22 protein-coding genes, 1 tRNA gene, 1 pseudogene and 1 riboswitch are annotated in these 22,796 nt (G+C 70.6%); of the genes and pseudogenes, 11 read left to right on the top strand and 13 right to left on the bottom strand.

All coding sequences use genetic code 11. From position 1 onward, the window contains the following. Window positions 1-37 precede the first annotated feature (37 nt). On the top strand, window positions 38-892 hold the full coding sequence (rsmA, locus tag LWP59_RS34190) for a 16S rRNA (adenine(1518)-N(6)/adenine(1519)-N(6))-dimethyltransferase RsmA (protein WP_144643392.1): 855 nt from the start codon (window positions 38-40) through the stop codon (window positions 890-892). A gap of 112 nt (window positions 893-1,004) precedes the next feature. Beyond that, window positions 1,005-1,095: riboswitch (SAM riboswitch) on the top strand. Between the two features lie 185 nt (window positions 1,096-1,280). After that, the gene (locus tag LWP59_RS34185; protein ID WP_144643391.1) at window positions 1,281-2,291 is read left to right on the top strand and encodes a methionine ABC transporter ATP-binding protein; all 1,011 of its coding nucleotides are present in this window, start codon (window positions 1,281-1,283) and stop codon (window positions 2,289-2,291) included. A gap of 47 nt (window positions 2,292-2,338) precedes the next feature. Here LWP59_RS34185 and LWP59_RS40510 read toward each other — a convergent pair whose 3' ends face one another. Then, complete coding sequence (locus LWP59_RS40510; protein ID WP_267903833.1) at window positions 2,339-2,743, bottom strand: MFS transporter; 405 nt, start codon at window positions 2,741-2,743, stop codon at window positions 2,339-2,341. 13 nt (window positions 2,744-2,756) lie between these two features. Then, window positions 2,757-3,467 (bottom strand): MFS transporter, encoded by a 711-nt coding sequence (locus LWP59_RS40505; protein ID WP_267903832.1) that lies wholly within the window; start codon window positions 3,465-3,467, stop codon window positions 2,757-2,759. Between the two features lie 162 nt (window positions 3,468-3,629). Here LWP59_RS40505 and LWP59_RS34175 point away from each other — a divergent pair, with 162 nt between their 5' ends. The 4 genes from LWP59_RS34175 to LWP59_RS34160 are packed head-to-tail and all read left to right on the top strand — an operon-like array spanning window position 3,630 to window position 8,792. Further along, window positions 3,630-4,208 carry a TetR/AcrR family transcriptional regulator gene (locus tag LWP59_RS34175; RefSeq protein WP_144643390.1) on the top strand — a complete coding sequence of 193 codons (579 nt, stop codon included), beginning with the start codon at window positions 3,630-3,632 and terminating at the stop codon, window positions 4,206-4,208. Window positions 4,209-4,217: 9 nt separating this feature from the next. After that, entirely contained in the window at window positions 4,218-5,180 is a 963-nt protein-coding gene (locus tag LWP59_RS34170; protein WP_144643389.1) for a 4-(cytidine 5'-diphospho)-2-C-methyl-D-erythritol kinase, read from the top strand. Further along, on the top strand, window positions 5,177-6,991 hold the full coding sequence (locus tag LWP59_RS34165; RefSeq protein WP_144643388.1) for an ABC-F family ATP-binding cassette domain-containing protein: 1,815 nt from the start codon (window positions 5,177-5,179) through the stop codon (window positions 6,989-6,991). The genes LWP59_RS34170 and LWP59_RS34165 overlap by 4 nt, the downstream gene beginning before the upstream one ends. 31 nt (window positions 6,992-7,022) lie before the next feature. Next, entirely contained in the window at window positions 7,023-8,792 is a 1,770-nt protein-coding gene (locus LWP59_RS34160; RefSeq protein WP_144643387.1) for a fatty acyl-AMP ligase, read from the top strand. 52 nt (window positions 8,793-8,844) lie between these two features. Here the strand turns inward: LWP59_RS34160 and LWP59_RS34155 are convergent, their stop codons facing one another. From LWP59_RS34155 to LWP59_RS34145, 3 genes are all read right to left on the bottom strand, one after another. Further along, on the bottom strand, window positions 8,845-9,204 hold the full coding sequence (locus LWP59_RS34155) for a DivIVA domain-containing protein (RefSeq protein WP_144643386.1): 360 nt from the start codon (window positions 9,202-9,204) through the stop codon (window positions 8,845-8,847). Between the two features lie 136 nt (window positions 9,205-9,340). Next, window positions 9,341-9,934 (bottom strand): aminoacyl-tRNA hydrolase, encoded by a 594-nt coding sequence (gene pth / locus LWP59_RS34150; RefSeq protein ID WP_144643385.1) that lies wholly within the window; start codon window positions 9,932-9,934, stop codon window positions 9,341-9,343. Beyond that, on the bottom strand, window positions 9,931-10,542 hold the full coding sequence (locus LWP59_RS34145) for a 50S ribosomal protein L25/general stress protein Ctc (protein WP_144643384.1): 612 nt from the start codon (window positions 10,540-10,542) through the stop codon (window positions 9,931-9,933). The genes pth and LWP59_RS34145 overlap by 4 nt, the downstream gene beginning before the upstream one ends. 248 nt (window positions 10,543-10,790) lie before the next feature. On the opposite strand from LWP59_RS34145, the gene LWP59_RS34140 reads away from it, so the two are divergent. Continuing rightward, entirely contained in the window at window positions 10,791-11,819 is a 1,029-nt protein-coding gene (locus LWP59_RS34140; protein ID WP_229858492.1) for a hypothetical protein, read from the top strand. Here LWP59_RS34140 and LWP59_RS34135 read toward each other — a convergent pair. The 5 genes from LWP59_RS34135 to LWP59_RS34115 form a co-directional block, all read right to left on the bottom strand. Continuing rightward, the gene (locus LWP59_RS34135; RefSeq protein WP_144643383.1) at window positions 11,785-12,621 is read right to left on the bottom strand and encodes a TIGR03621 family F420-dependent LLM class oxidoreductase; all 837 of its coding nucleotides are present in this window, start codon (window positions 12,619-12,621) and stop codon (window positions 11,785-11,787) included. The genes LWP59_RS34140 and LWP59_RS34135 overlap by 35 nt on opposite strands. Before the next feature lie 60 nt (window positions 12,622-12,681). Further along, complete coding sequence (locus LWP59_RS34130) at window positions 12,682-13,662, bottom strand: ribose-phosphate diphosphokinase (protein WP_144643382.1); 981 nt, start codon at window positions 13,660-13,662, stop codon at window positions 12,682-12,684. After that, window positions 13,659-15,131, bottom strand: coding sequence for a bifunctional UDP-N-acetylglucosamine diphosphorylase/glucosamine-1-phosphate N-acetyltransferase GlmU (gene glmU / locus LWP59_RS34125; RefSeq protein WP_144643381.1), 1,473 nt, complete (start codon window positions 15,129-15,131; stop codon window positions 13,659-13,661). Before glmU ends, LWP59_RS34130 begins: the two co-directional genes overlap by 4 nt. Window positions 15,132-15,198: 67 nt before the next feature. Next, a complete protein-coding gene (locus tag LWP59_RS34120) occupies window positions 15,199-16,872 on the bottom strand; it encodes a GGDEF domain-containing protein (protein ID WP_186383485.1) in 1,674 nt (557 codons plus the stop codon). Window positions 16,873-16,954: 82 nt separating this feature from the next. Then, window positions 16,955-17,026: transfer RNA gene (locus tag LWP59_RS34115), tRNA-Gln, on the bottom strand. A 164-nt stretch (window positions 17,027-17,190) separates the two neighbouring features. On the opposite strand from LWP59_RS34115, the gene LWP59_RS34110 reads away from it, so the two are divergent. Both LWP59_RS34110 and LWP59_RS34105 read left to right on the top strand, forming a co-directional pair. Continuing rightward, window positions 17,191-18,135 carry an acyl-CoA desaturase gene (locus LWP59_RS34110; protein WP_144643380.1) on the top strand — a complete coding sequence of 315 codons (945 nt, stop codon included), beginning with the start codon at window positions 17,191-17,193 and terminating at the stop codon, window positions 18,133-18,135. 131 nt (window positions 18,136-18,266) lie between these two features. Then, entirely contained in the window at window positions 18,267-18,860 is a 594-nt protein-coding gene (locus LWP59_RS34105) for a TetR/AcrR family transcriptional regulator (protein ID WP_144643405.1), read from the top strand. A 24-nt stretch (window positions 18,861-18,884) separates the two neighbouring features. Here the strand turns inward: LWP59_RS34105 and LWP59_RS34100 are convergent, their stop codons facing one another. Together LWP59_RS34100 and LWP59_RS34095 are read right to left on the bottom strand one after the other, a co-directional pair. Next, entirely contained in the window at window positions 18,885-20,144 is a 1,260-nt protein-coding gene (locus LWP59_RS34100) for an IS701 family transposase (protein ID WP_233921949.1), read from the bottom strand. 146 nt (window positions 20,145-20,290) lie between these two features. Next, window positions 20,291-20,839 carry a MarR family winged helix-turn-helix transcriptional regulator gene (locus LWP59_RS34095; protein ID WP_144646402.1) on the bottom strand — a complete coding sequence of 183 codons (549 nt, stop codon included), beginning with the start codon at window positions 20,837-20,839 and terminating at the stop codon, window positions 20,291-20,293. A 52-nt stretch (window positions 20,840-20,891) separates the two neighbouring features. On the opposite strand from LWP59_RS34095, the pseudogene LWP59_RS41390 reads away from it, so the two are divergent. Both LWP59_RS41390 and LWP59_RS41385 read left to right on the top strand, forming a co-directional pair. Then, window positions 20,892-20,963, top strand: a pseudogene (locus LWP59_RS41390) (3-oxoacyl-ACP reductase); the annotation flags it as partial. Window positions 20,964-21,132: 169 nt separating this feature from the next. Next, window positions 21,133-21,330, top strand: a complete 198-nt coding sequence (locus LWP59_RS41385) for a hypothetical protein (protein ID WP_444541908.1) — start codon at window positions 21,133-21,135, stop codon at window positions 21,328-21,330. 310 nt (window positions 21,331-21,640) lie between these two features. Here the strand turns inward: LWP59_RS41385 and LWP59_RS34085 are convergent, their stop codons facing one another. Continuing rightward, window positions 21,641-22,795: a PQQ-dependent sugar dehydrogenase gene (locus LWP59_RS34085; protein ID WP_144640853.1), complete on the bottom strand. Its 1,155-nt coding sequence runs from the start codon at window positions 22,793-22,795 to the stop codon at window positions 21,641-21,643. Between the last annotated feature and the right edge of the window lies 1 nt (window position 22,796).

Here is a 22,796-nt window from a genome sequence, read left to right as displayed (position 1 = left end):
CCGGGGACCGTTCCTGACGTTGGGTAGAGTCTCCGGCGTGGCACAACTGCTCGGTCCGGCCGAGATCCGCGGGCTGGCCGCCGAGCTGGACGTACAGCCGACGAAGAAGCTCGGCCAGAACTTCGTGCACGACCCCAACACGGTCCGGCGGATCGTGGAGCTGTCCGGGGTGGGCGCGGAGGACACCGTGCTCGAGGTCGGGCCCGGGCTCGGCTCGCTCACGCTGGGCCTGCTGGCCTCCGGTGCCCACGTGGTGGCCGTCGAGATCGATCCGGTACTCGCCACGCGGCTGCCCGTGACCGTGCGGGAGCGCGCACCTGAGGCCGCGGCCAGGCTCACGGTGCTCGAACGGGACGCGCTCAGACTCGCGCCCGGTGAGTTGCCCGCACCGCCCACCACACTGGTCGCGAACCTGCCCTACAACATCGCCGTGCCCGTGGTGCTGCACCTGCTCGCCGAGCTGCCGTCGCTGAGCCGCGCACTGGTCATGGTCCAGACCGAGGTCGCCGACCGGATGGCCGCGGGGCCGGGAAGCCGGATCTATGGCGTCCCGAGCGTGAAGCTCGCCTGGTACGGCAAGGCCCGCAAGGTCGCCCCCGTGCCGCGCGCGGTGTTCTGGCCGGTGCCGAACGTCGACTCCGCGCTGGTGTCCTTCGAACGCGCCGCCCGGCCCGATACCGCCGCCGACCGGGCCGCCGTGTTCGCGGTCGTCGACGCGGCGTTCGCCCAGCGGCGCAAGACGTTGCGCGCCGCGCTCGCCTCGTGGGCCGGTTCGGCCGAACGGGCCGGGGCGGTGCTCCAGGCGGCGGGCGTCGATCCCCGCGCCCGCGGTGAGCAAATCACCGTCGCCGACTTCGCGCGGATAGCGGAGCGTCAACGCAGCAACGCGTAGCGTCTCCGCGAGGGCGCAGCGGCCGGTCCTTACCGCCGTACGTGTGATTAACCTGTGTGATCTCGACCAGGATACTTGCGCAGAACACAGGACATCCGTTCTACTTCTATCGTATCCATCCCGAGCGACTGAGAGACCTGGCTCGCCGAAGTCGCAGCAACCACCCTCCACAGGGCAGGTGCTACCGCCAGGATCGATGGAGGAAGCCGTGTACCGGACGCGAATGCTCACCAAGCGCCGAGTCGTTGATGAGTGCCGCCGCACCGTGTGTGCATGTCGTCACTGACCGTTCTCACCCGCTGAGTTCGATTCCTTTCGCGACTGTCCTTTGCGGACAGTCTGTTCGGTGACGTCCGGCGCCCGCGGCGCCCGCAGCATGGAGCTTCCGTTGATCACTGTCGAAAATCTGTCCAAGTCCTTCCCCGGCAAGAGTTCCCCGGTCCTCGCCCTGCGCGAGGTGAACCTCGAGATCGGCGCGGGCGCGCTCTACGGCGTCGTCGGCCCCGCCAGGTCCGGCAAGTCCACTCTCGCCAAAGTCGTTGCCCTGCAAGAGAAACCTGACCGCGGCACGGTGCGCCTCGACGGCCTGAACACCGCGGGCCTCGACGGGCGCCGGCTGCGCGAGGTGCGCCGCCAGGTCGCCGTGCTGGACGCCGTGCCGGCGCTGCACGCCGAGCGCACCGTCGCCGGCAACATCGCCGCCCCGCTGGAGCGGCTCGGTGTCGACGGCCCGCAGCGGCGCAACCGGGTCGGCCGCGTGCTCGACATCGTCGGCCTCACCCAGCGCGCGAACCAGCAGCCGGGCGAGCTGACCGAGGCGCAGCGCCGGCGCGTCGCGGTCGCCCGTGCCCTGGCGACCGGTCCCGCGGTGCTGCTCGCCGACGACCCGACAGCCGGTATCGCGGCCGAGGAGGCCACCTCGGTGCTGACCGTCCTCGACCGGGCCCGTGCCGAACTCGGCGTCACCGTGCTGCTCACCACGCCGGACAGCACGGTCGTGCGGCGCGTCTGCGATCAGGTCGCTGTCCTCGACGCGGGCCGCGTCGTCGAGCACGGCACGGTGCTGGACCTGCTGGCCGCGCCCGGCAGCCGGACCGCCGACGCGCTGCTTCCCGCCATCGACACCCCCCGCGCCCAGACCGCCGCGTACGACCGTGCCGCCGACGTGGTGCTGATCGGTTTCGCCGCCGTCGGCGCGCTGCTGCCGGAGGCCGCGACGCGGTTCGACGTCGAGCTCGCGACCATCGGCGGCGGGCTGACCCGCGTCGGCGACACCCCCGTCGCCCGCTTCCGCGTCGGCGTCCGCGGCCGGCAGGCCGACAGCGCGCTGGCCTGGATCGCCGAGCGCGGCGCGTACGTCACGCATCTCGCCGAGGGCCCGCAGAGCATCGCGGCCTGAACAGCGCTTTCCCGCAAGAGCCGGGTGCTCTTGCGGGAAAGCACCGGTCACTTCTTCGGGCCGACCAGGACGCCGACGCCGATCGCGGCCAAGGCGAGGACCCCGGCCGCCCCATCCGGTCGCGACGGCGTCAGCTGGGTCAGCGTCGCCAGCCCGGCTGCCATCAGCAGGATGCCGATCACCAGCAGGGGCCGCGGCCCGGTGCGCGGCAGCAGCCGGCGCGACAGCAGCGTCGACACGAGCACGTTGCCCAGCTGGAACGGCAGGAACGCCAGCCCGGCCTGGAACGCGCCGTAGTGCATGATCCCCTGCAGCTGGTAGGTCAGGAACAGGAACAGGCCGAACATGCCGAACGAGGCCGCGCCGATGGTCAGGTAACCGGCCGAACGCGTGCGGTCGGCGAGGATCCGCAGCGGCAGCAACGGGTTCGCGACCCGCGTCTGCCGGAACACGAACGCCCGATGATCACGACTGCCGCGCCGGCGAAGCCCAGCACCACGCCGGAACCCGACCGCGCGTCGCGACTTCCGCCAGTGCGTGGACGAGCGACACGATGCCGCCGCTGCCCAGGATCGCGCTGATCCAGTCCAGCCGGGTCTCGCGGTGGCCTTCGACCTTCGGCAGCACGGACCAGTCCAGCACCGCGGCGATCGCGGCCAGCGGCAGGTTCACGTAGAGGCACCAGCGCCAGTCGAGGTACTCGGCGAGGGCGCCACCGGCGATCAGGCCGAGCGCGGCGCCGGACATCATGATCGCGCTGTAGATGCCGAAGGCCTTGGCCCGCTCGCGGGCCTCGGTGAACGTGACGGTCAGCAGCGACAGCGTGGACGGCGCGAGCAGCGCGGCGAAGCCCCCCTGCGCCGCCCTGGCCGCGATGAGCATGCCCGGCCCGGTCGCCGCCCCGCCGACGACCGAGGCGAGCGCGAACCCGATCGCGCCGACGATGAGCGTGTTCTTGCGCCCGAGCCGGTCGGCCAGGCGCCCGCCGAGCAGCAGCAACCCACCGAAGGCGAGGGTGTAGGCGCTGATCGTCCACTGCCGGGCGACGTCGGACATGCCGAGCTCGCGCGGCGCCGAGGGCAGGGCGATGTTGACGATGGTGGTGTCGACGATGACCAGCGGCTGGGCCAGTCCGATCGCGACGAGCGCCCACCACCGGCGCTGGTCCGTGCGCACGCCCCAGGCGCGCTCATGGTGGTTGTCATGGTGATCCCCTTGTGGAAGTAAGCTGAGAAGCGGCATTACTTGTCGGCCGACAAGTCAATTGGCTAGCCGTAAGACGAGCTTCGACTTGCCGGGCGTCAAGTTAGTTTGAGAAGGTTCTCAGGAAGGACGGTCATGGCGGGGCGTCGCAGTGACACGAGGGAGCGCATCCAGCAGGTCGCGCTCGACCTGTTCGTGGAGCAGGGCTACGAGAAGACCTCACTGCGGGAGATCGCGGAAAAGCTCGACGTGACCAAGGCCGCGTTGTACTACCACTTCCGCACCAAGGAGGACATCGTCGCGAGCCTGCTCGACGACCTCGCGGGGTCGGTGGACGAGGTGCTGGAGTGGGCGCGCGAGCAGCCCGACCAAGGCGAGGCGCGCGCGGAGCTGATCCGGCGGCTGGCGCAGCTGATCGCGGGCCGGTTGGGCCCGATCATGCGGTTCATGCAGGAGAACCAGCCCGCGCTGAAGGACTTCGCCGACCGCAACCCGCTCATCACGCGGATGAAGGAGCTGTTCACGATCATCGCGGCCGGCGAGCGGGAGCCGGCCGCGCAGCTGCGCGCCCGGCTCTCGCTGGTCGCGCTCCTGCTGGGCAACCACCCCCGGTTCCTGGAGGAGACCGGCGGCGTGGCGCAGCCGGAAGCCGCGCTCCAGGTCGCTCTCGAGCTTGCTTCTCCTCGCGGGCGAGGGGCAGGGGAGGCCACGTAGTCTTGACGGGTGCTAGCCGTCGTACCGCCACCAGTCACCGTGCGGGTGCCCTCGAAGATCAACCTGCACCTGTCCGTCGGTGACCTGCGCGGGGACGGGTTCCACGAGCTGACCACGGTGTTCCACGCCCTGTCGCTGTCGGACGAGGTGACCGTCGCGCTCGCCGAGGAGCCCGGCGTCGAGGTCTACGGCGAGGGTGAGGACGCGGTGCCGACGGGCACGGACAACCTTGCCTGGCGCGCGGTCGAGGCGCTCGCCGCGCACGTCGACAAGCCGGAGCCGAAGGTGCGCGTGGTGCTGCGCAAGGGGATTCCCGTCGCCGGCGGCATGGCGGGAGGCAGCGCGGACGCCGCGGCCACCCTCGTCGCGCTGACGTCGTTGTGGAAACTGGACCTCGGCCGCGACGAGCTCGCCGAGGTCGCGGCGCAGCTCGGCAGCGACGTGCCCTTCGCGCTCTACGGCGGCACCGCGCTGGGCACCGGCCGTGGCGAGCAGCTCGTCCCGGTGCTCTCCCGGCACACCTTCCACTGGGTGCTCGCGTTCGACCATCGTGGACTGTCCACTCCGCAGGTGTTCAACGAGCTGGATCGGTTGCGGGAGAACGGCGACCCGCCGCGCGTCGGCTCGCACGCGCCCGTCGTCGAGGCGCTCGCGTCCGGCGACCCGCGGCAGCTCGCGCTGTTGCTGGGCAACGACCTGCAGGCCGCGGCGGTCTCGCTGCGGCCGGGGCTGCGCCGCACGCTGCGGGCGGGCGTCAACGCCGGTGCGCTGGCCGGTACCGTGTCCGGTTCCGGCCCGACCTGCGCCTTCCTGTGCGAGGACGGGGAATCGGCGCTCGAGGTGGCCGCCGAGCTGGCCGGCGCCGGGGTCTGCCGGACGGTCCGCGTCGCACACGGCCCGGTGCCCGGTGCCCGTTTCGTCGGCGGTGACGACCTTCACCGCCCCACTCCTCCTCCCCAGGTGCACGCGTGAAAAACAGTGGCGCGCAGCGCCCCCGTGGGGGGCGGTGGTCGGGTGACGGGCGGGCGAATCTGATCAACCTCGAGTCCGTCAGCAAGTCCTACGGCGTCAAGCCGTTGCTCGACCGGGTCTCGCTCGGCGTGGCCGAAGGCGAGCGCATCGGTGTCGTCGGCCTCAACGGCGGCGGCAAGACGACGCTGCTCGAAGTGCTGGCCGGGATCGCCGAGCCCGACTCCGGCCGGGTGAGCCGTGTCCGCGACCTGCGGATGGCCGTGGTCACCCAGCGCACCGAGCTGGGCGAGGGGACCACGGTGCGCGACGCCGTGCTGTCGCACTACTCGGCCGAGCACGAGTGGGCCGCCGACGCGCGAGTCAGGTCTATTGTGGACGGACTCGGTCTCACCGCGCTCGGCCTGGACTCGCCGACGGCGAACCTGTCCGGCGGGGAGCGGCGGCGCATCTCGCTGGCCGCCGCGCTCGTCGGCGACCTCGATCTGGTCGTGCTCGACGAGCCGACCAACCACCTCGACATCGAGGGTGTGCGCTGGCTCGCCGACCACCTGCTGGCCCGGCGCACCGCGCTCGTCGTGGTCACCCACGACCGGTGGTTCCTCGACACCGTGTGCGGCCGGACGTGGGAGGTCACGAACGGCAACGTCGAGCAGTACGAAGGCGGCTACGCGGACTGGATCTTCGCCCGTGCCGAGCGGGCGCGGCTCGCGGCGAGCGCCGAGGAGAAGCGGCGCAACCTCGCGCGCAAGGAGCTCGCGTGGTTGCAGCGCGGCGCCAAGGCGCGGACGTCGAAGCCGCGGTACCGCATCGAAGCGGCCGAAGCGCTCATCGCGGACGTGCCGCAACCGCGCGACTCGGTCGAGCTGTTGAGCTTCGCGCGCCGGCGGCTCGGCAAGACCGTGCTGGAGCTGGAGGACGTCACGCTGCACGCGGGGGAGAAGCCCATTCTCGACCACCTCACGTGGCAGATCGGCCCCGGCGACCGGATCGGCCTGGTCGGCGTCAACGGCTCGGGCAAGTCGACGCTGCTGAAGCTGCTCGCCGGGGAGTCCGAGCCCGAGTCGGGGCGGCGGGTCGAGGGCAAGACCGTGCGGCTCGCGCACCTGTCGCAGGAGCTGGAGGAGCTGCCCGGGCAGCTGCGCGTGCTCGAAGCCGTCGAGGAGATCGCCGGGCGCGTGGTGCTGGGCAAGCAGGAGATGTCGGCGTCGCAGCTCGCGGAGCGCCTGGGCTTCCCGCCCGCGCGGCAGTGGACCCCCGTCGACGACCTGTCCGGCGGCGAGCGGCGGCGGTTGCAGCTCGTGCGGCTGCTGATGGCCGAGCCCAACGTGCTCCTGCTCGACGAGCCGACGAACGACCTGGACATCGACACGCTGCAGCAGCTGGAAGACCTGCTCGACTCGTGGCCGGGCACGCTCGTGGTCGTCTCGCACGACCGCTACCTGCTCGAGCGGGTGTGCGACGGGGTGTACGGCCTGTTCGGCAACGGCCGGGTGACGCATCTGCCCGGCGGTGTCGACGAGTACCTGACGCGCCGGGCCCGCGCGGTGCAGACCGCGGCTCCCCCCGCTCCCGCTCCCGCGCCGTCCCGATCGAACGCGGCCGAGCACCGTGCGGCGATGAAGGAGCTGGGCCGCCTGGAGCGCCGCCTGGACCAGCTGACGAAGCGCGAGAGCGAGCTGCACGAACAGCTCGCCGCGAACGCCACGAACCCGGACAAGCTCGTCGAGCTCAACGCGGAGCTGAAGTCGGTACTGGCGGAGAAGGACGAGGTCGAGGCGCGCTGGCTGGAAACGTCCGAGCTGGTGGAGTGAAGCGGCGCCGACGCCCAGTAGTCTGCCGAACATGAGTCGGTTCGTGGACACGCTCGTCGCCACCGCGGCGGGTGGCGGTCAGCAGCGGGGAATGGTCACGGGAGAGCCCACGGAGCCGGTCCGGCGGACCTGGGCGGAGATCCACGAGCAGGCGAAGAAACTGGCCGGCGGCTTGGTCACCGGAGTGCCCGCACGGAGCGCGCCCGACGAAGGAGCCCGCGCGGAGGAGGACCGACCGGGTGCGGGTGTCCCGCAGGACACCGGAGGCTTGAAGCCCGGCACCCCCGTCGCCGTGCTCGCGGCCGCGCCGGCGCTGATCGCGCCCACCGTGCAGGGCGTCTGGCTCGCCGGTGGCAGCGTCACGATGCTGCACCAGCCGACCCCGCGCACCGATCTGGCGGTGTGGGCCGAGGACACCGTCAAGGTGCTGAACATGATCGGCGCCGGGCTGGTCCTGCTCGGCGAGCCGTTCGACGCGCTCGCCCCGGTGCTCACCGAGCACGGCATCGCGTTCCGGCTGATCTCCGAGCTGCTCGAGGCCGAACCGCTCGCCGAGCCGGTGCCGGTCGGCGAGGACGACCTCGCGTTGTTGCAGCTGACCAGCGGGTCTACCGCGGAGCCCAAGGCCGTCCGGATCAACCACGGCAACCTCTACGTCAACATCAAGGCGATGGTCGAGCGCGCGGAGTTCGTGTTCGAGTCCGACGTGATGGTGTCGTGGCTGCCGACCTTCCACGACATGGGCATGGTCGGGTTCCTGACCGTGCCGATGACCTTCGGCGTCGAGCTGATCAAGATCACGCCGGTCGAGTTCCTGTCCGGGCCGCTGATCTGGCCCGCGCTGATCACCAAGTACCGCGCGACGACGACGGCCGCGCCGAACTTCGCGTACGCCATCGTCGGCCGGCGGCTGGCCAGGGTCGAGGAGGACGACGCCTACGACCTGTCGACCCTGCGGATCGCGCTCAACGGCGCCGAGCCGATCGACGAGACCGCCGTGCAGACGTTCACCGACGCCGGTGCGCGGTTCAAGATGCCTGCGGAGTGCGTGTTCCCGGCGTACGGCATGGCGGAGGCGACGCTCGCGGTGTCGTTCGCGCCGCTGTTCACCGGGCTGACGCTGGACTTCGTCGAGGCGGACGCGCTGGAGGCGGACAACCGTGCCGTCCCGGTGCCCGAGGGCGACCTGCGCCGCGGCACCGACGAGGTGCGTTCGTTCGCGGTGCTGGGGCGGCCGCTGGACGGGCTCGAGGCGCAGATCGTCGACGGCGAGGGCAACGTGCTGGGCGAGCGGCAGGTCGGCGAGATCCGGCTGCGCGGCGAGGCGGTCACCCCGGGGTACCTGACGGTCGACGGCCCGGTGCCGACGCAGGACGCGGAGGGCTGGCTGGCCACCGGCGACCTGGGGTACCTGATCGACGGGCAGATCGTCATCTGCGGCCGGCAGAAGGACGTCATCATCATGGGCGGGCGCAACATCTACCCGACGGATATCGAGCGCGCGGCCACCTCGGTCGAGGGCGTGCGCGCGGGCAACGCGGTGGCGGTCCGGATCGACGCGGGTACCCGGCGCGAACGGTTCGCGGTGGTGCTGGAGTCGAAGCTCGCCGGCGACGCCGAGGCGGAGCGGACGCTGGTGAAGCAGGTGGTGGCGCGGGTGCGCGACGCCGTGGACCTGCGCCCGTTCGCGGTGGTCGTGCTCCCGTCGGGGAGCCTGCCCAAGACCCCCTCGGGCAAGGTCAAACGCGCCGCCACGGCCACCCAGTTCGCGGACCGGATCCAGCAGTCGGCCACCCGCTGACCGCACGGAGAACGGGCACCTCGGCCGAGGTGCCCGTTCTCCGTGCGGCCTGTCAGGGCGCCGTGCTCAGCGGGCCCGCGTCCGTGACCCGCGGGGTCGGCGAGGGTGCCGTGGCTTCCGTGCCCGTGCGGGCGGCCGGCAGGCGGTGGGCCTGGCCGAAGCGCTGCGCGAGGGTGTCCTCGGCCCGCTCCAGGAACTCGTCGACCTCCCGCTCGTCGTAGCCGCGCTTGCCCAGCAGCGGCTTGTCGAACTCGACGTGGTGCACCTCGGCGGCGGTGAGGTCGTCCTCGTCCTCCAGGGTCTTCGCGATGCGCCGGACGAATGCGTCGACCTCGTTCTTGGCGTAACCACGCCGACCGATCGGCGCGTTACCGAACTCCACGCGGTAGACGTCTTCGGCGGTAAGGGACATGAAGAGTTCTCCACATTCAGCTAGGACGGGACACTTCCCATATCCAGTCCTAGCCGCGGTGAAACGCGCTCGGAAGGTCCGAGGTCCGCATGAACTCGATGGAGGAGCCTGCCGCACGCGTGTGAGTGACGAACAACTACGCAGCGTGGAAGGTGTTCTGCGCCGCTGTCAGTCCTTTGCCGATGAGCGCCTCGACGGCGTCGGCACAGCGGTCGACCTCGAACGGGAGCTCCTTGCGCTCGACCGACGAGAAGTCCTTCAACACGAAATCCGCCGGGTCCATCCGGCCGGGCGGCCTGCCGATGCCGAACCGCGCCCGGAAGTAGTCCTTCGTCCCGAGCGACTTGGTGATCGACCGCAGCCCGTTGTGGCCGTTGTCGCCCCCGCCCAGCTTGAGCTTGAGGCTGCCGAACGGCAGGTCCAGCTCGTCGTGGACGACGACGATCCCGCTCGGCTCGATCTTGTAGAACTTGGCGGTCGCCGAGACCGGGCCGCCGGAGAGGTTCATGAACGAGCGCGGCTTCGCGAGCACCACGCGCCGGTCGGCCAGCCTGCCTTCGAGCACCTCGGCGCCGCCCTTGTGGGCCTTGAACTTCCCGCCGACGCGGGCGGCCAGCTCGTCCAGCACCATGAACCCCACGTTGTGCCGGTTGCCGGCGTAGCGGGGTCCGGGATTACCGAGGCCGACGAGCAGCACCTGCTCGCCGGCCCCGGGCAGATCAGCGGTCACTCCGCGGCGGCCTCGGCTTCGCCCTCACCCGCGGGGGCCTCGCCCTCGGTGCCCTCGGCGGCCTCGGCCTGCGGCTCGCTCACCGCGACGACCAGGGCCTCCGGGTCGGTCAGCAGGGTCGCGCCCGCCGGCAGGGTGACCTGCGAGGCGAGGATCTGGGTGCCGACCTCGGCGCCCTCGATGGAGACCTCGACCTGCTCGGGGATGTGCAGGGCCTCGACCTCGATCGAGAGGGCGTCGAGGTCCTGGTTGACCAGGCCACCCGGTGCCGGCTCGCCGTTGATCACGACGCGCACGTCGACGGTGACCTTTTCGCCGCTCTTCACGACCAGCAGGTCCACGTGCTCGATGTAGTTCTTGAGCGGGTGGACGGTGATGGTCTTGGTGAGCGCAAGCTCGATGCTGTTCTCCACGTCGAGGGTGAGCACGGCGTTGCTGCCGTTCTCACGCACGACGCGGGCGAACTCCAGCGCCGGCAGGGCCAGGTGCCGGGGGTCGGTGCCGTGGCCGTACAACACGGCGGGGATCTTTCCGGCGCGACGGGTGCGGCGCGCGGCGCCCTTGCCGAATTCGGTGCGCGGCTCGACGGACAGACGTACCTCGGACACGGTCTTGCACTCCTTCAACACGGTGGATCTGGGTTGCACGGGGATCAGGCGGGCGGTGTCTGCGGCGGCGAGCTCTGCGAACGTGGACAGCGCGTGGCTACTCAAGCCGCCGCGTCGATCACGTCGGGCCCCGGAGGTACCTGAGCCCGCCTCGCCGAGACAACCTGTTCAGTGTAGGCAACCCGTCGTCCAGGGGTTGCGGTGGGTCGCTCCGCCAAGTAAAAGCTTGGGAGTCAGGGGGTGCTGGGATGCCGGGGTGGATGGTGCGGGGCTGTCTCGTCGTCGTCGCGCTACTGGCGTTGACGGGCTGTGAGTCCACCCCGCCCAGTGCCACCGGGCCGGACTCCCGCGTCGCCGTGAACGGGGCGCTGACGGCGCTGTCCGGGCAGACCGCGGTGGCCTACGACCTGGCCGGCGGCGCGGTGCTGAACGTCACCGGCAAGGGCCTCGTGCAGGGCGTCCTTTCGTTGCGGGGGCAGCAGGTCAGCGCGCTGCGCGCGGACGGCGACCTCTACCTGCGCGCACCCGCCGAGCACTGGCGGGCCCAGGGGATGGCGGCCGCCCGCGCCGCGGAGTACGGCACGCGCTGGGCCCGGTCGCAGCTGGCCTTCGATCCCGGCTGGTCCTTCGCCCCGCCGATCGTCGCGCAGGCGCTGCGGGCGGGGCTGGCGGGCGCGGCCCGGCCGTCGCGGATCACGCTCGCGGACGGTCTGGACGTCTTCGACCTCGCGGGCCTGCGGATCACCGCCGTACCCCCCTATCGGGTGGTGAGCTTCCCGCCCGCGCTGCTCGGTCCGGCGGTGGCGCAGACCCTCGGCGACACGACCATCGGCGTCCGCGCGCTCCAGCCCGATGAGCTCGGCGAGCTGCGGACGGCGTTCGACGGGGCGGTCGACAGCCTGGGCCAGCCGTTCGTGGCCGGCCCGGTGGTCGCGACCGCGGTCTCGGACAACACGCTGCGCTGCACCGCGACCGGGTCCTGCACGGACACCGTGCAGGTCTCGAACAAGCTGCTCGGGGACGCGCCGAGGGCATCCGCGCGGCTGGTGCTGAAGTCCTCGGTGACCTCGAGCAGGCTTGGCGGGCAGGACTGCGGCCAGGAGCTCGTCACGCCGCTCAATGCCGCGACGACGATGGCCTGCTCGGTGCGGTACACGCTGCCGAAGCTGGCCGGGACCGCGAAGGTGTCCGCGGTGCCGGTGGTGACCGCGGAGCCCGTCGCGACCGTCGACACCGAAGAGCTCAAGCAGTCGGCCGCGACCGAACTAGGTCCATGACCGGCGCGAAGTCCTCCATCGCGGGCTCGAAGACGGTGTAGTAGGTGAAGCCGAAGCGTTCGCGGCGGCGCTGGACCTGCTCGGCGATGTGCTCGACCGGGCCCGCGAAGATCTGCGGGGCGGCGAGGAGGTCGTCCGCGCCGTAGCCGGGCAGCCAGCTGTCGAGCTCCGCGCGGGGGTCCTCCTGCGCGACCACCTTCTGGATCAGCATGTTGAACTCCAGCTCGCGCTCGGCCTGCCCGCGCACGAAGGCCACGCGCTCGGCCAGTTCGTCGGCCGTGGCGAGGTCGAACGTGCCGGGCGGCTCGCCGGGCGCCTGCTTGAGGCCCGCGAACCCGATGATGTCGGCCTGCCGCGCGGCGAGGGACAGCACGCCGTCGCTGTTGCCCGCGATCAGCAGCGGCGGCAGCTCCGGCAGGCGCTCCCGCAGCTCGGTGAGGGTGCTCTCCAGGTAAGCGATGCGTTGTTTCGCGGGCCACCAGGGCAGCCCGGCGTCGTCGAACTCCCGTTTCATGTGGCCGGAGCCGACGCCCAGCTCGAACCGGCCACCGGTGAGCTGGACCGTGGACTCGACGTCCCGGGCGAGCAGCGCCGGGTTGTAGAAGGGCGCGTTCAGCACCAGCGGACCCACGTGCGTCCGCCCGGTCGCTGCCGCGGCGGCGACGATCGCCGGAAAGGGCGCGGGCGCGCCGAGATGATCGGGGATGGTGATGACGTCGTAGCCGAGCTCCTCGGCCCGGCGGCACTTGGCGGCGAACTGGCCGTCGACCGCCCGCAGGCTCACTCCGAACCGGTAGTCCATACCGGCAAGGTAGGAGACAGCCCCGGGCGTCCGCAGTCGCTTTCGCCCGGGGCTGAACGATCAGGCGTGCCCGTCGAACAGGCTGGTGACCGAGCCGTCCTCGAACACCTGCTGGATGGCCTCGGCCAGCAGCGGGGCGATCGAGAGGACCGTCAGGCCCGGGAACCGCTTCTCCTCCGGGATCGGCAGCGAGTTCGTCACGATGACCTCGCGGGCCTTGCACTCCGACAGCCGCTCGGTCGCCGGATCGGACAGGATGCCGTGCGTGGTGGCGATGACCACGTCCGCCGCGCCCTCGGCGAGCAGCGCGTCACACGCCTTCACGATCGTGCCGCCGGTGTCGATCATGTCGTCGACGAGGATGCACAGCTTGCCCTCGACCTGGCCGACGACGCGGTTGGCGACCGCCTGGTTGGGCTTGTCGGGGTCGCGGGTCTTGTGGATGAAGGCGATCGGCCGGTCGCCCAGCTGCTGCGCCCACTTCTCCGCCAGCCGCACCCGGCCCGAGTCCGGCGAGACCACGGCGATGTCGGCGTCGCCGTAGGTCTTCTTGATGTGCTCGGCGAGCAGGCTCTGCGCGAACAGGTGGTCCACCGGGCCGTCGAAGAAGCCCTGGATCTGCGCGGTGTGCAGGTCGACGGTCATGATCCGGTCGGCGCCCGCGGTCTTGAACAGGTCCGCGATCAGCCGCGCGGAGATCGGCTCGCGGCCCTTGTGCTTCTTGTCCTGCCGCGCGTACGGGTAGAACGGGACGACCACGGTGATCCGCTTGGCGCTCGCGCGCTTGAGCGCGTCCACCATGATCAGCTGCTCCATCACCCACTCGTTGATCGGAGTGGTGTGGCTCTGGATCACGAAGGCGTCCGTACCGCGCACCGACTCCTCGAACCGCACGAACAGCTCGCCGTTGGCGAACGTGTGCGCGGTCTGCGGGGTGATCGTCACGTTGAGGTGCTGCGCCACCTCGTCCGCGAGCTCCCGGTATGCGCGTCCGGAGAAGAGCATCAGGTTCTTCTTCGGCGTGCCGGACTTAGGACTCATTCTGACGACTCCCGCTCGGTTTCTTGGTTCCCTTCAGCGGCGAGCGCGGCTGCTGCCGCCTCCGCCGCGGGTGTACCCGGCCTGCGCCGGGCCACCCAGCCTTCAATGTTGCGCTGCGGTCCCATCGAGACGGCAAGCGCCCCCGGGGGGACGTCCTCCCTGATCACAGTGCCAGCGCCCGTGTACCCGCCGTCACCGACCGAGACCGGCGCGACGAAGGTGTTGTCCGATCCGGTCCGCACGTGGGAACCGATCGTGGTCTGGTGCTTGCGCACGCCGTCGTAGTTGACGAACACGCTGGACGCGCCGATGTTGCTGTTCTCGCCGATCGTCGCGTCGCCGACGTAGGTCAGGTGCGGCACCTTGGAGCCCTTGCCGATGTGCACCTTCTTCGTCTCGACGAACGTGCCGATCTTGCCCTGCTCGCCCAGGACCGTGCCCGGGCGCAGGTACGCGAACGGGCCGACGTTGGCGTTCTCGCCGATGCGTGACTCCGAGCCGTGCGTGCGCACGACGCGTGCGCCCGCGCCGATCTCGACGTCGGTGAGCGTGCTGTCCGGGCCGATCACCGCGCCCTCGCCGACGGTGGTGTCGCCGTGCAGCTGCACACCCGGCTCGATCCGGACGTCCCGGGCGAGCGTCACGCCCGCGTCGAGCCAGGTGCTCGCCGGGTCGACCACCGTCACGCCGGACAGCTGCCAGCGGCGCACGATCCGGCGGTTGAGCTCGGCACCGAGCGCCGAGAGCTGCACGCGGTCGTTCACGCCCTCGGTCAGCCACGGGTCGTCGAGCACGAGCGCACCGACCTTCCGGCCGTCGGCACAGGCGTTGGTGAGCACGTCGGTCAGGTACAGCTCGCCCTGGGAGTTGTCGGTGGACAGCCGCGTCAGGCCCTCGGCGAGCAGGGCGGCGTCGAACGCGTAGACCCCGGAGTTGATCTCGGCGATGTCGAGCTGGTCCTCGGTCGCGTCCCGCTGCTCGACGATGCCGCGCACGGCGCCGTTCGCGTCGCGGATGATGCGGCCGTAGCCGGTCGGGTCCTCGAGGACGGCGGTCAGCACCGTGACCGCGTTGCCGTTGTCGCGGTGCTCGGCCAGCAGGGCCGACAGCGTCCCGGTGTCCAGCAGCGGCACGTCGCCGTAGCTGACCAGGACCGTGCCGCCCAGCCCGGCCGGCAGGGTCTCCAGCGCGCACGACACGGCGTGCCCGGTGCCCTGCTGAACCTCCTGCACGGCGGTGCCGACCGGGCGGCCGAGGGCCTTGCCCAGCCCTTCGAGGTGGGCGGAGACCGCTTCGCGGCCGTGCCCCACGACCACCACGAGGTGCTCGGGGTCCAGGCCCGCGGCGGCGCGCACGGCGTGCTCGACCAGGGGTCTGCCGGCGATGGGGTGCAGCACCTTCGGGGTGGTGGAACGCATGCGGGTGCCCTCGCCCGCGGCGAGGACCAACGTGCTCAGCGGGCCGGTCACGGCACTCCCAAACTGCAGACGGCGATGTTCATGCGGTGTTAGTTACCGGGCAACGATCCTACGGAAGCTATTCGAGGCTCGGTGCCGGGTCGGCTTCCGCCCATCCCGCCACCGTCTCACCCGGGATCGCGTTCGCCGTCGCGACCTGGTCGCCGCCGCCGCGTTTTGCCTGGTACATGGCGGCGTCGGCACGCGAGAGGACCTGGTCCGCCCGCTCCTGCGGACGCAGCGAAACGAGCCCGACGGACAGCGTCACCCCGTGCGAGAGGTGGTGTGGCAGGGATGACACCGCGTTCACCGCGCGGCCCAGCGCCTGCTTCGCGGCGGACACCGGTGCGCCCGGCAGCAGCGCCACGAACTCGTCACCGCCGTAGCGGGCCACGATGTCGTCCCCGCGCAGGGCGTCGCGCAGCGTGCTCGCCACGACGCGGAGCACGTCGTCGCCCTCGGCGTGCGAGTGCTCGTCGTTGACCCCCTTGAACCCGTCGAGGTCGATCAGCGCGACCGCAAGCGGTTGCGCGGTGGTCGACTGCGACAGCGTGCGCAGGTGCTCGTCGAGCGCACGCCGGTTCGGCAGGCCGGTGAGCGGGTCCTGCAGCGCCTGCTGGCTGATCGCGCCGTGCTGCGCGGACAGCCGCTCGTGCTCGCGGCGGGTGTTCAGCGTGGCGATCTGCGACTCGCGCAGCGACCACAACTCCAGCTCCAGCGCCGTCGCGTACTCGACGAACGAGCGGAGCCGCTCGCTCTCCGGGTTCTCCTCGAAGTCGAGCCGGGCCAGCTCGCGGACCAGGTTGAGCCGCATGGACGGCTGCGAGTTGTCCTCTTCGAGGGTGAGCCTGGTGGCGTGCAGGGCCTTGAGCGCCTCGTCCCGCCTGCCGGCGATGTCCAGGCAACGCGACAGCGCGATGGTCACGATGACCTGCTCGTGCGGGTAGCCGGGCTCGACGAGCAGCCGCTGCAACCGGTCCACGTGCGAGACGTCGGGGCCGGCGAGCGCGAGCGCCGCGGCGAGCACGCCGACCTGATCGACGGCGGGCATCCCGGTCCGGCGCGGGAAGAGCGACTCCGCGAACGGCGCCTCGACCGCGACCGCCATCGACGCGGCCGTCTCGAACTTCGCCGCCGCGTCGCGGTGCCTGTTGACCCGCTCCAGCCGCAGCGCCCAGCCGAGCAGCATCTTGACCCGGTTGATCAGCTGCAGGGTGATCTCGTGCGGTCCCGCCGTCTCGCGGACCGCCTGGTGCGCCCTGGCGATGACCTCCTCGGCGGCCTCGTACACGCCGAGCTGGTTGAGCACGAGCCAGCAGTCGATGAAGGCGCTCGACTGCATCTTCGCCCACTCCCGGCGCGGCATCTGCATGTCGGGGCGGTCGGAGTCGTCGAGGATCGCCAGCGCGCGGGCGATCTCGGTGAGCGCCGCGTCCTCCTGCGCGGCCAGCACCAGCCGCCGGCCGCGCAGCGCGTGCGCGTCGGCGCGGTAGAGCGACAGGCCGTGCCGGCGGGTGTGCGCGAGCATCTCGTCGAGAAGCGGTTCGGACTCGGCGGCCAGGCCGCGCGTCACGAGCCGGGCGAGTGCGGCCGCGCGCAGCAACTGCGCGATCAGCACGGGTTCGCCGCGGCGCTGGGTCTCGTCGAGCAGCTCGTCGACCGTGTGCACAATCTCCAGCTGCTCGACGCGATCGCTGTGCTGCACGGCGGCGATCAGTTCCCGGGCGCGCCCCACCAGCCAGGCGTCGGACAACTCCGCCAGCGCCGGCCTCTTGCTGGTCTCGCTTTCGCCTTGCAGCGGGCACCCCCTCGCTCGTCGGGGTCGAGCACGGCAGCTCCGCCGCCAGGATTCGAACCTGAACTGTCAGAACCAAAATCTGAAGTGCTGCCAATTACACTACGGCGGATCGTGCCTGGTCAGAATAGCGATGTCGGAAACAGGTCGCGGTCCTGGGGTTCTGCCCGGTTTTCGGCTCTCCCCACGGGGGTAAACCTCCTGTACCGTAACTTACGCAGACGTAGGTTAGGTGACCCTTTGCAGGGTCGTTTCCGCAGGAAGAAGTGGTTGCGCATGACGGCTACCCTGGAGCCAACTCCCACCAAAGGTCCGAAACCGGTCATCAACGGACAGCGTCCGTTCGGCATACAGTTCGCGGTCTACCTCGGCGTGATCATGCCGTTGCTGGCGCTCGCGGTCGCGGTGCCCTTCGCCTGGGGGTGGGGGCTGAGCTGGGTGGACGTCGCGCTTTTCGCGGTCTTCTACTGCATCAGCGGCCTCGGTATCACCGTTTCGTACCACCGGTACTTCACCCACGGCTCGTTCAAGGCCAAGCGCTGGCTGCGGATCGTGCTCGCGATCGCCGGCAGCCTTGCCGTCCAAGGACCGGTGATCACCTGGGTGGCCGATCACCGCAGGCACCACGCGTTCTCCGACCGTGACGGCGACCCGCATTCGCCGTGGGCGTTCGGGACCTCGCCGCTGGCCATCGCGAAGGGCTTCTGGCACGCGCACATGGGCTGGCTGTTCGAGCGCGACCAGAGCAACGCCGAGCGGTTCGCGCCGGACCTGCTCAAGGACCCGGCGATCAAGAAGGTCGACGAGTACTTCTGGCTGTGGACGCTGCTGACGCTGGTCGTGCCCGGGATCATCGGCGGGCTCGTCACCTGGTCGCTGTGGGGCGGCGTGACCGCGTTCTTCTGGGCCGGGCTGGTGCGCGTGTGCGTGCTGCACCACGTGACCTGGTCGGTGAACTCGATCTGCCACATGATCGGCGAGCGGCCGTTCGCCGCGCGGGACAAGTCGGCGAACTTCTGGCCGCTGGCGATCCTGTCCTTCGGCGAGTCGTGGCACAACCTGCACCACGCGGACCCGACCTCGGCGCGGCACGGCGTCAAGCGGGGACAGATCGACATCTCGGCCAGGATGATCTGGGCGTTCGAGAAGTTCGGCTGGGTGGACAACGTCCGCTGGCCGACGCCGACCCGGTTGGCCCGCCTCGCGGCGGAGGCCAAGTAGGCCGGCCCACCGCCACCCCCAACCGGGACGCTGCGCGTCGCAGTACTGTCTCAACGGTGGCAGCGCGACGCAGGGCGAAACGAGAGGTGGCCACCGGGGCGCGTCCCCCGGCTCCGGTGGCACGCGTCCGCATGACGGGCGCCGAACGCCGGCAGCAGCTGCTGAAGGTGGCTCGCGCGCTGTTCGCGGAGAAGGGCTTCGACGGCACGTCGATCGAGGAGATCGCTCATCGGGCGAACGTCTCCAAGCCCGTCGTGTACGAGCATTTCGGCGGTAAGGAAGGCATCTACGCCGTCGTCGTGGATCGGGAGACCCAGCTGTTGCTGGACCGGATGGTGTCCACTTTGCACGGTGGTCATCCGAGGGCGATGCTGGAGCAGGCGGCGAGCGCGTTGCTCGGGTACGTCGAGGAGTCGCACGACGGGTTCCGCATCCTCGTGCGGGACTCGCCCGTCGCCAGCTCCACCGGCACGTTCTCCACGTTGTTGAACGACATCGCGAGCCAGGTCGAGCACATCCTCGGCAGGCAGTTCGCCGCGCGCGGCTACGACGAGAAGCTCTCCGCGCTGTACGCGCAGGCGCTGGTCGGGATGGTCGCGCTGACGGGCCAGTGGTGGCTCGACGCGCGCAAGCCCAAGCGCGACGAGGTCGCGGCGCACCTGGTCAACCTGGCGTGGAACGGCTTGTCGCATCTGGAGCACAAGCCGAAGCTGCGGTTGTACTAGTACTCCAGCCGTAGATCGTGATGTTCATGGTTCTCGGGTGGATTGCCGCTGGTAGTGGGCCTGTCGGGCTCGGTGTTGATGCTGTCGGCGCCAGGCTGAGAAGCGTAGGTGGTGCGTGGTGCCTGTGATCAGCGTGGTGGTGATCGTGGCGAACAGGTGTTGGACTTCGTTGCAGGTCAAGGAAATCCAGCGGGTGGATGTTGGTGTTTGGGTGGGTTCGGTCGCGGCGAGGACGGTGAGGAACGCGTGCGCGAGCATCGCCAGAACGGTCCAGCGATGCCATGAGAGCCAGCGGCGGACCTGGTGCTGGTCCAGGCCTGCCAGACCTTTGCCGGTTTGAAAGGATTCTTCGACACGCCAGCGGGTTCCAGTCACGCGAACCAGAACGGGCAACGCGACGGGGGTGGGCGCGTAGCAGCGGTAGAACGCCAACTCTCTGGTGCGGTGGTTGCGTCGGATCAGCAGCCATCGATGCCCGCCCACCTCGGCATCCTGATCAATGTCGACCAAAGCCCAGTCGTAGAAGCGGTGTCCCTTCGCCCCGGTACCGGCCGACAGGCGTTGCCACACATGTTTCGGTAGTCGGGTGGCCAACTCGTCCGGGCGGAACGTCCCCGCTCCGGTAGTGACGCGGCGGTCGCATCCGATGGCCAGCACATAGCCGATGCCACGGCGCTCCAGTTCCGCGCGCAGCGTGGGGTCGGCGCCGTAGACCTCGTCGCCGGTCACCCACGGCGCATCAACTCCGGCATCGAGGGCTCGGGTGATCATGGTGGTGGCCAGGGCGGGTTTGGTCGCGAACTGCATGTTCTCGCTGATCCCAGCCGCGGCGCAGCGTTCGCGGTCGCTCGTCCAGGACTTCGGCAGATACAAGGCCCGGTCGATAAACGCGTGCCCGGCCGTCGTGGCATACGTCAGATACACCGCGACCTGCGAGTTCTCGATCCGACCGGCGGTTCCGGTGTATTGACGTTGCACCCCAACGGTGCGCGTGCCCTTCTTCAAGTCTCCGGTCTCATCGACGATCAGGACTGCGTTCTGGCTGCCGAGGTGGTCGCAGACGTAGTCGCGCAGGTCGTCACGCACCGCGTCGGCATCCCACACCGCCCGCGCGAGCAGGTGCTGCAGGCCGTCTGGTGTCGCGTCTCCGACATGCTCGGCGATGGTCCAACAGTTCTTCCGCGGCAGCTCAGACACCAGACCCAGCAACAGTTTCTCCGCCCGACGACGGGGCTCGACCCGGCTGAAACGGCCCGCGATCCGCGCGGTCAGCTCATCGAACATCGCCTGCCAGCGAGCAGGGTTTATGCTGGGGCCCGCGGCCGCCAGCCGATCTTGGGAAGTCCACACAACCGACCATGGTCAACTGGCGGCCGCACCCATCTCCGACACCCCCTCACCAGCACCGATCACGAAGTCCGGCTGGAGTACTAGGCCGGCTTCGCGCGGCTCTCCCTGTCACCGGCAAGGCTCCCGAGCAGGATGCGGAGCAGCCCGGAGAGCTGGTCGCGCTGCTCCTGGCTGAGCGCGGAAATCAGGTCTTCCTCGTGGCGCAGCAGGTCGTCGACCGTGCGCTCGATCTCGGCGTGCCCGGCTTCGGTGAGTTCCACGAGCACGCCGCGGCCGTCATCCGGCGAGCGCAGCCTGCGCACCAGCCCCTCCCGTTCGGAGCGGGCGACGCGTTGCGAGATCGCGCCGGCGCTCACCAGCGAGCGACGGGCGAGCTCGCCGGGCGGCAGCCGGTACGGCGGGCCCGCCCGCCGCAGCGTCGAGAGCAGGTCGAGCGTGGCCGAGTCCATGCCGAGCCGCAGCATCGTCTCGCGCCTGTCCTCGTCGAGCAGCTTGCCGATCCGCCAGATGCGCGTGATCACCCCGATCGAGGCCACCGGCGTGTGCGGCCGTTCCCGCGCCCAGGCCTGTTGAATGGCCTCGGCAATGTCGCTCGGCGGTTCTTCCGGGCCGCCGGTACGATCGTCCATATTAGTACTTTAGCAATAAAGGACATGTTCCGTTGCGCAGACCAGAAATGTCGTGGTAACCGGTGGCGGGACCGGAATCGGTTATGCGGTCGCGGCCTGGTTCGCGAAGGCGGGCGAGCGGGTGACGATCACCGGGCGGCGCGAGAAAGTGCTGACCGAGGCGGCCGCGCTGCTGGGGGCGCGGGCTCCTACGGCGCGGCGAAAGCGGCGGTCGAGTCCTGGACCCCTGGACCGCGGGCATTTCCCGCGACTTGGGCCCGCGCGGCATCACGGCGAACGTCGTCGCGCCAGGGTTGATCGAGAGCACGGAGTTCTTCCGCGGCACGTTGACCGAGCGGCGGCGCGACATGCTGGTGGCGAACACGAGGACGAAGCGCGCCGGCACGGTGGACGATGCGGCGGACTTGGTGGGCTTCCTGGCCGGCCCCGGCACGGGCCACCTGACAGGCCAAGCGATCCACCTCAACGGGGGCGCCCACCTGGGCCGTTGAGGGTGGGTGGTGAGGAGCACTGAAGCCGAACCCGGCGTCGCCCAGCCACTCGCCAACGCCGAACCCGCCCCCCCGCCCCCGCCCAAGCCGGACCCGACACCGCCCAACCACCCACCCACGGCGACCCGGCAACGGCAGCCAAGAATGCCCGCGCCCAGCCCGCTCCCTAACCCCGATCCCCGCGCCCCTCAGCGGTCGGCACGCCGGGTCAAGGCATCTTTCCCGCCTTGACGCGGTGGGCCGACGGCTGAACACTCCGCGAGCGGGGTGGGACGGGCGTTCCCCAGCCACCCGCGCCCCGCGCGCCCCCCTACACCCCAGGCGTAACCCGCAAAACCTTGTCGTCGCTTCCATCCGACGTCGTCACGTACAACGCCCCATCCGGGGCCGTCCTCGCCGCCCGCAGGCGGCCGTACTTGTCGTCGAACTCGGCGGGCAGGGTGACGTCCGTGATGCTCCCCTGCGCGTCCACGCTGAACAGCAGCAACTTCTGCCCCTTCAGCGCCACCACCGCGAGCCGGCCCTCCAGCGGGCCCCACTGCGCGCCCGTCAGGAATGCCGCGCCGCAAATGGCTTCCGTGATCTTCCCTGACGTCCACAGTGGACGAACAGCGTCCGGGAAGCGGTCGGTGTCGGTCATCGGGACGCTCTCGTCGTACGACGTGTCCGTGCCGCCCTTCGACGGGTCCCAGCCGTAGTTGCCGCCCGCGCGGTTCAGGTTGATCTCGTCGTCGAACGTCGGCCCGTGCTCGGCCGTGAACACCTGCCCCGTCCCCGGCCGCACGGTCACGCCCTGCACGTTCCGGTGCCCGTAGGAGTAAATCCGCTGCTCGTTGGCATCCGCCGAGGAGATGAACGGGTTGTCCGGCAGCGGCCCACCCGTCTGCAGGTCGATCCGCAGCACCTTCCCGCCCAGGCTGTGCCGGTCCTGCGCGATCGACGGCTGCGCGGTGTCACCTGTCCCCACCAGCAACGCCCCGTCGGCGGCGAGCGCCGGGCGGCAGCCCGAATGCCGCCCGCTCGGGTTCACCGGCAACCCCGTCAGCAGGTCGCGCACCTTCGCTGCGCTCCGCTCGTCCGGCGACAGCGCCCACGTGGTCAGCCGGATGTCGACCGCCTGGCCGCCCTCCTGATGCGTCTGACACATCGTGAACCGCCGCGACCGGGCGAAGTCCGGATGCACCACCAGCCCCATCAGGCCGCCCTCGCCGCGCGCGTACACGTCGGACAGGTCCGCGCTGACGTCGTGCGCGCCGGTGGAGTCCACCAGCGACAACCGCCCCGGGCGCTGCGTCACCCGCAGCTTGCCGTCCGGCAGGAAACCGATGTCCCAGCCGTGCTCGAGACCCCGCGCGACCACGTCGACGTGCAGGTTCGTCTGCCGCGGCGGCTCCTGCACCGCCGCGGGCGAACTCGTGCAAGCGGCGAGAAGCAGGGCGAACAGGATGATTCCGATCCGGCGCATG

Source organism: Amycolatopsis acidiphila (assembly GCF_021391495.1).
GTDB classification, from domain to species: domain Bacteria; phylum Actinomycetota; class Actinomycetes; order Mycobacteriales; family Pseudonocardiaceae; genus Amycolatopsis_E; species Amycolatopsis_E acidiphila.
This window is presented reverse-complemented; position numbering and strand designations above follow the sequence as displayed.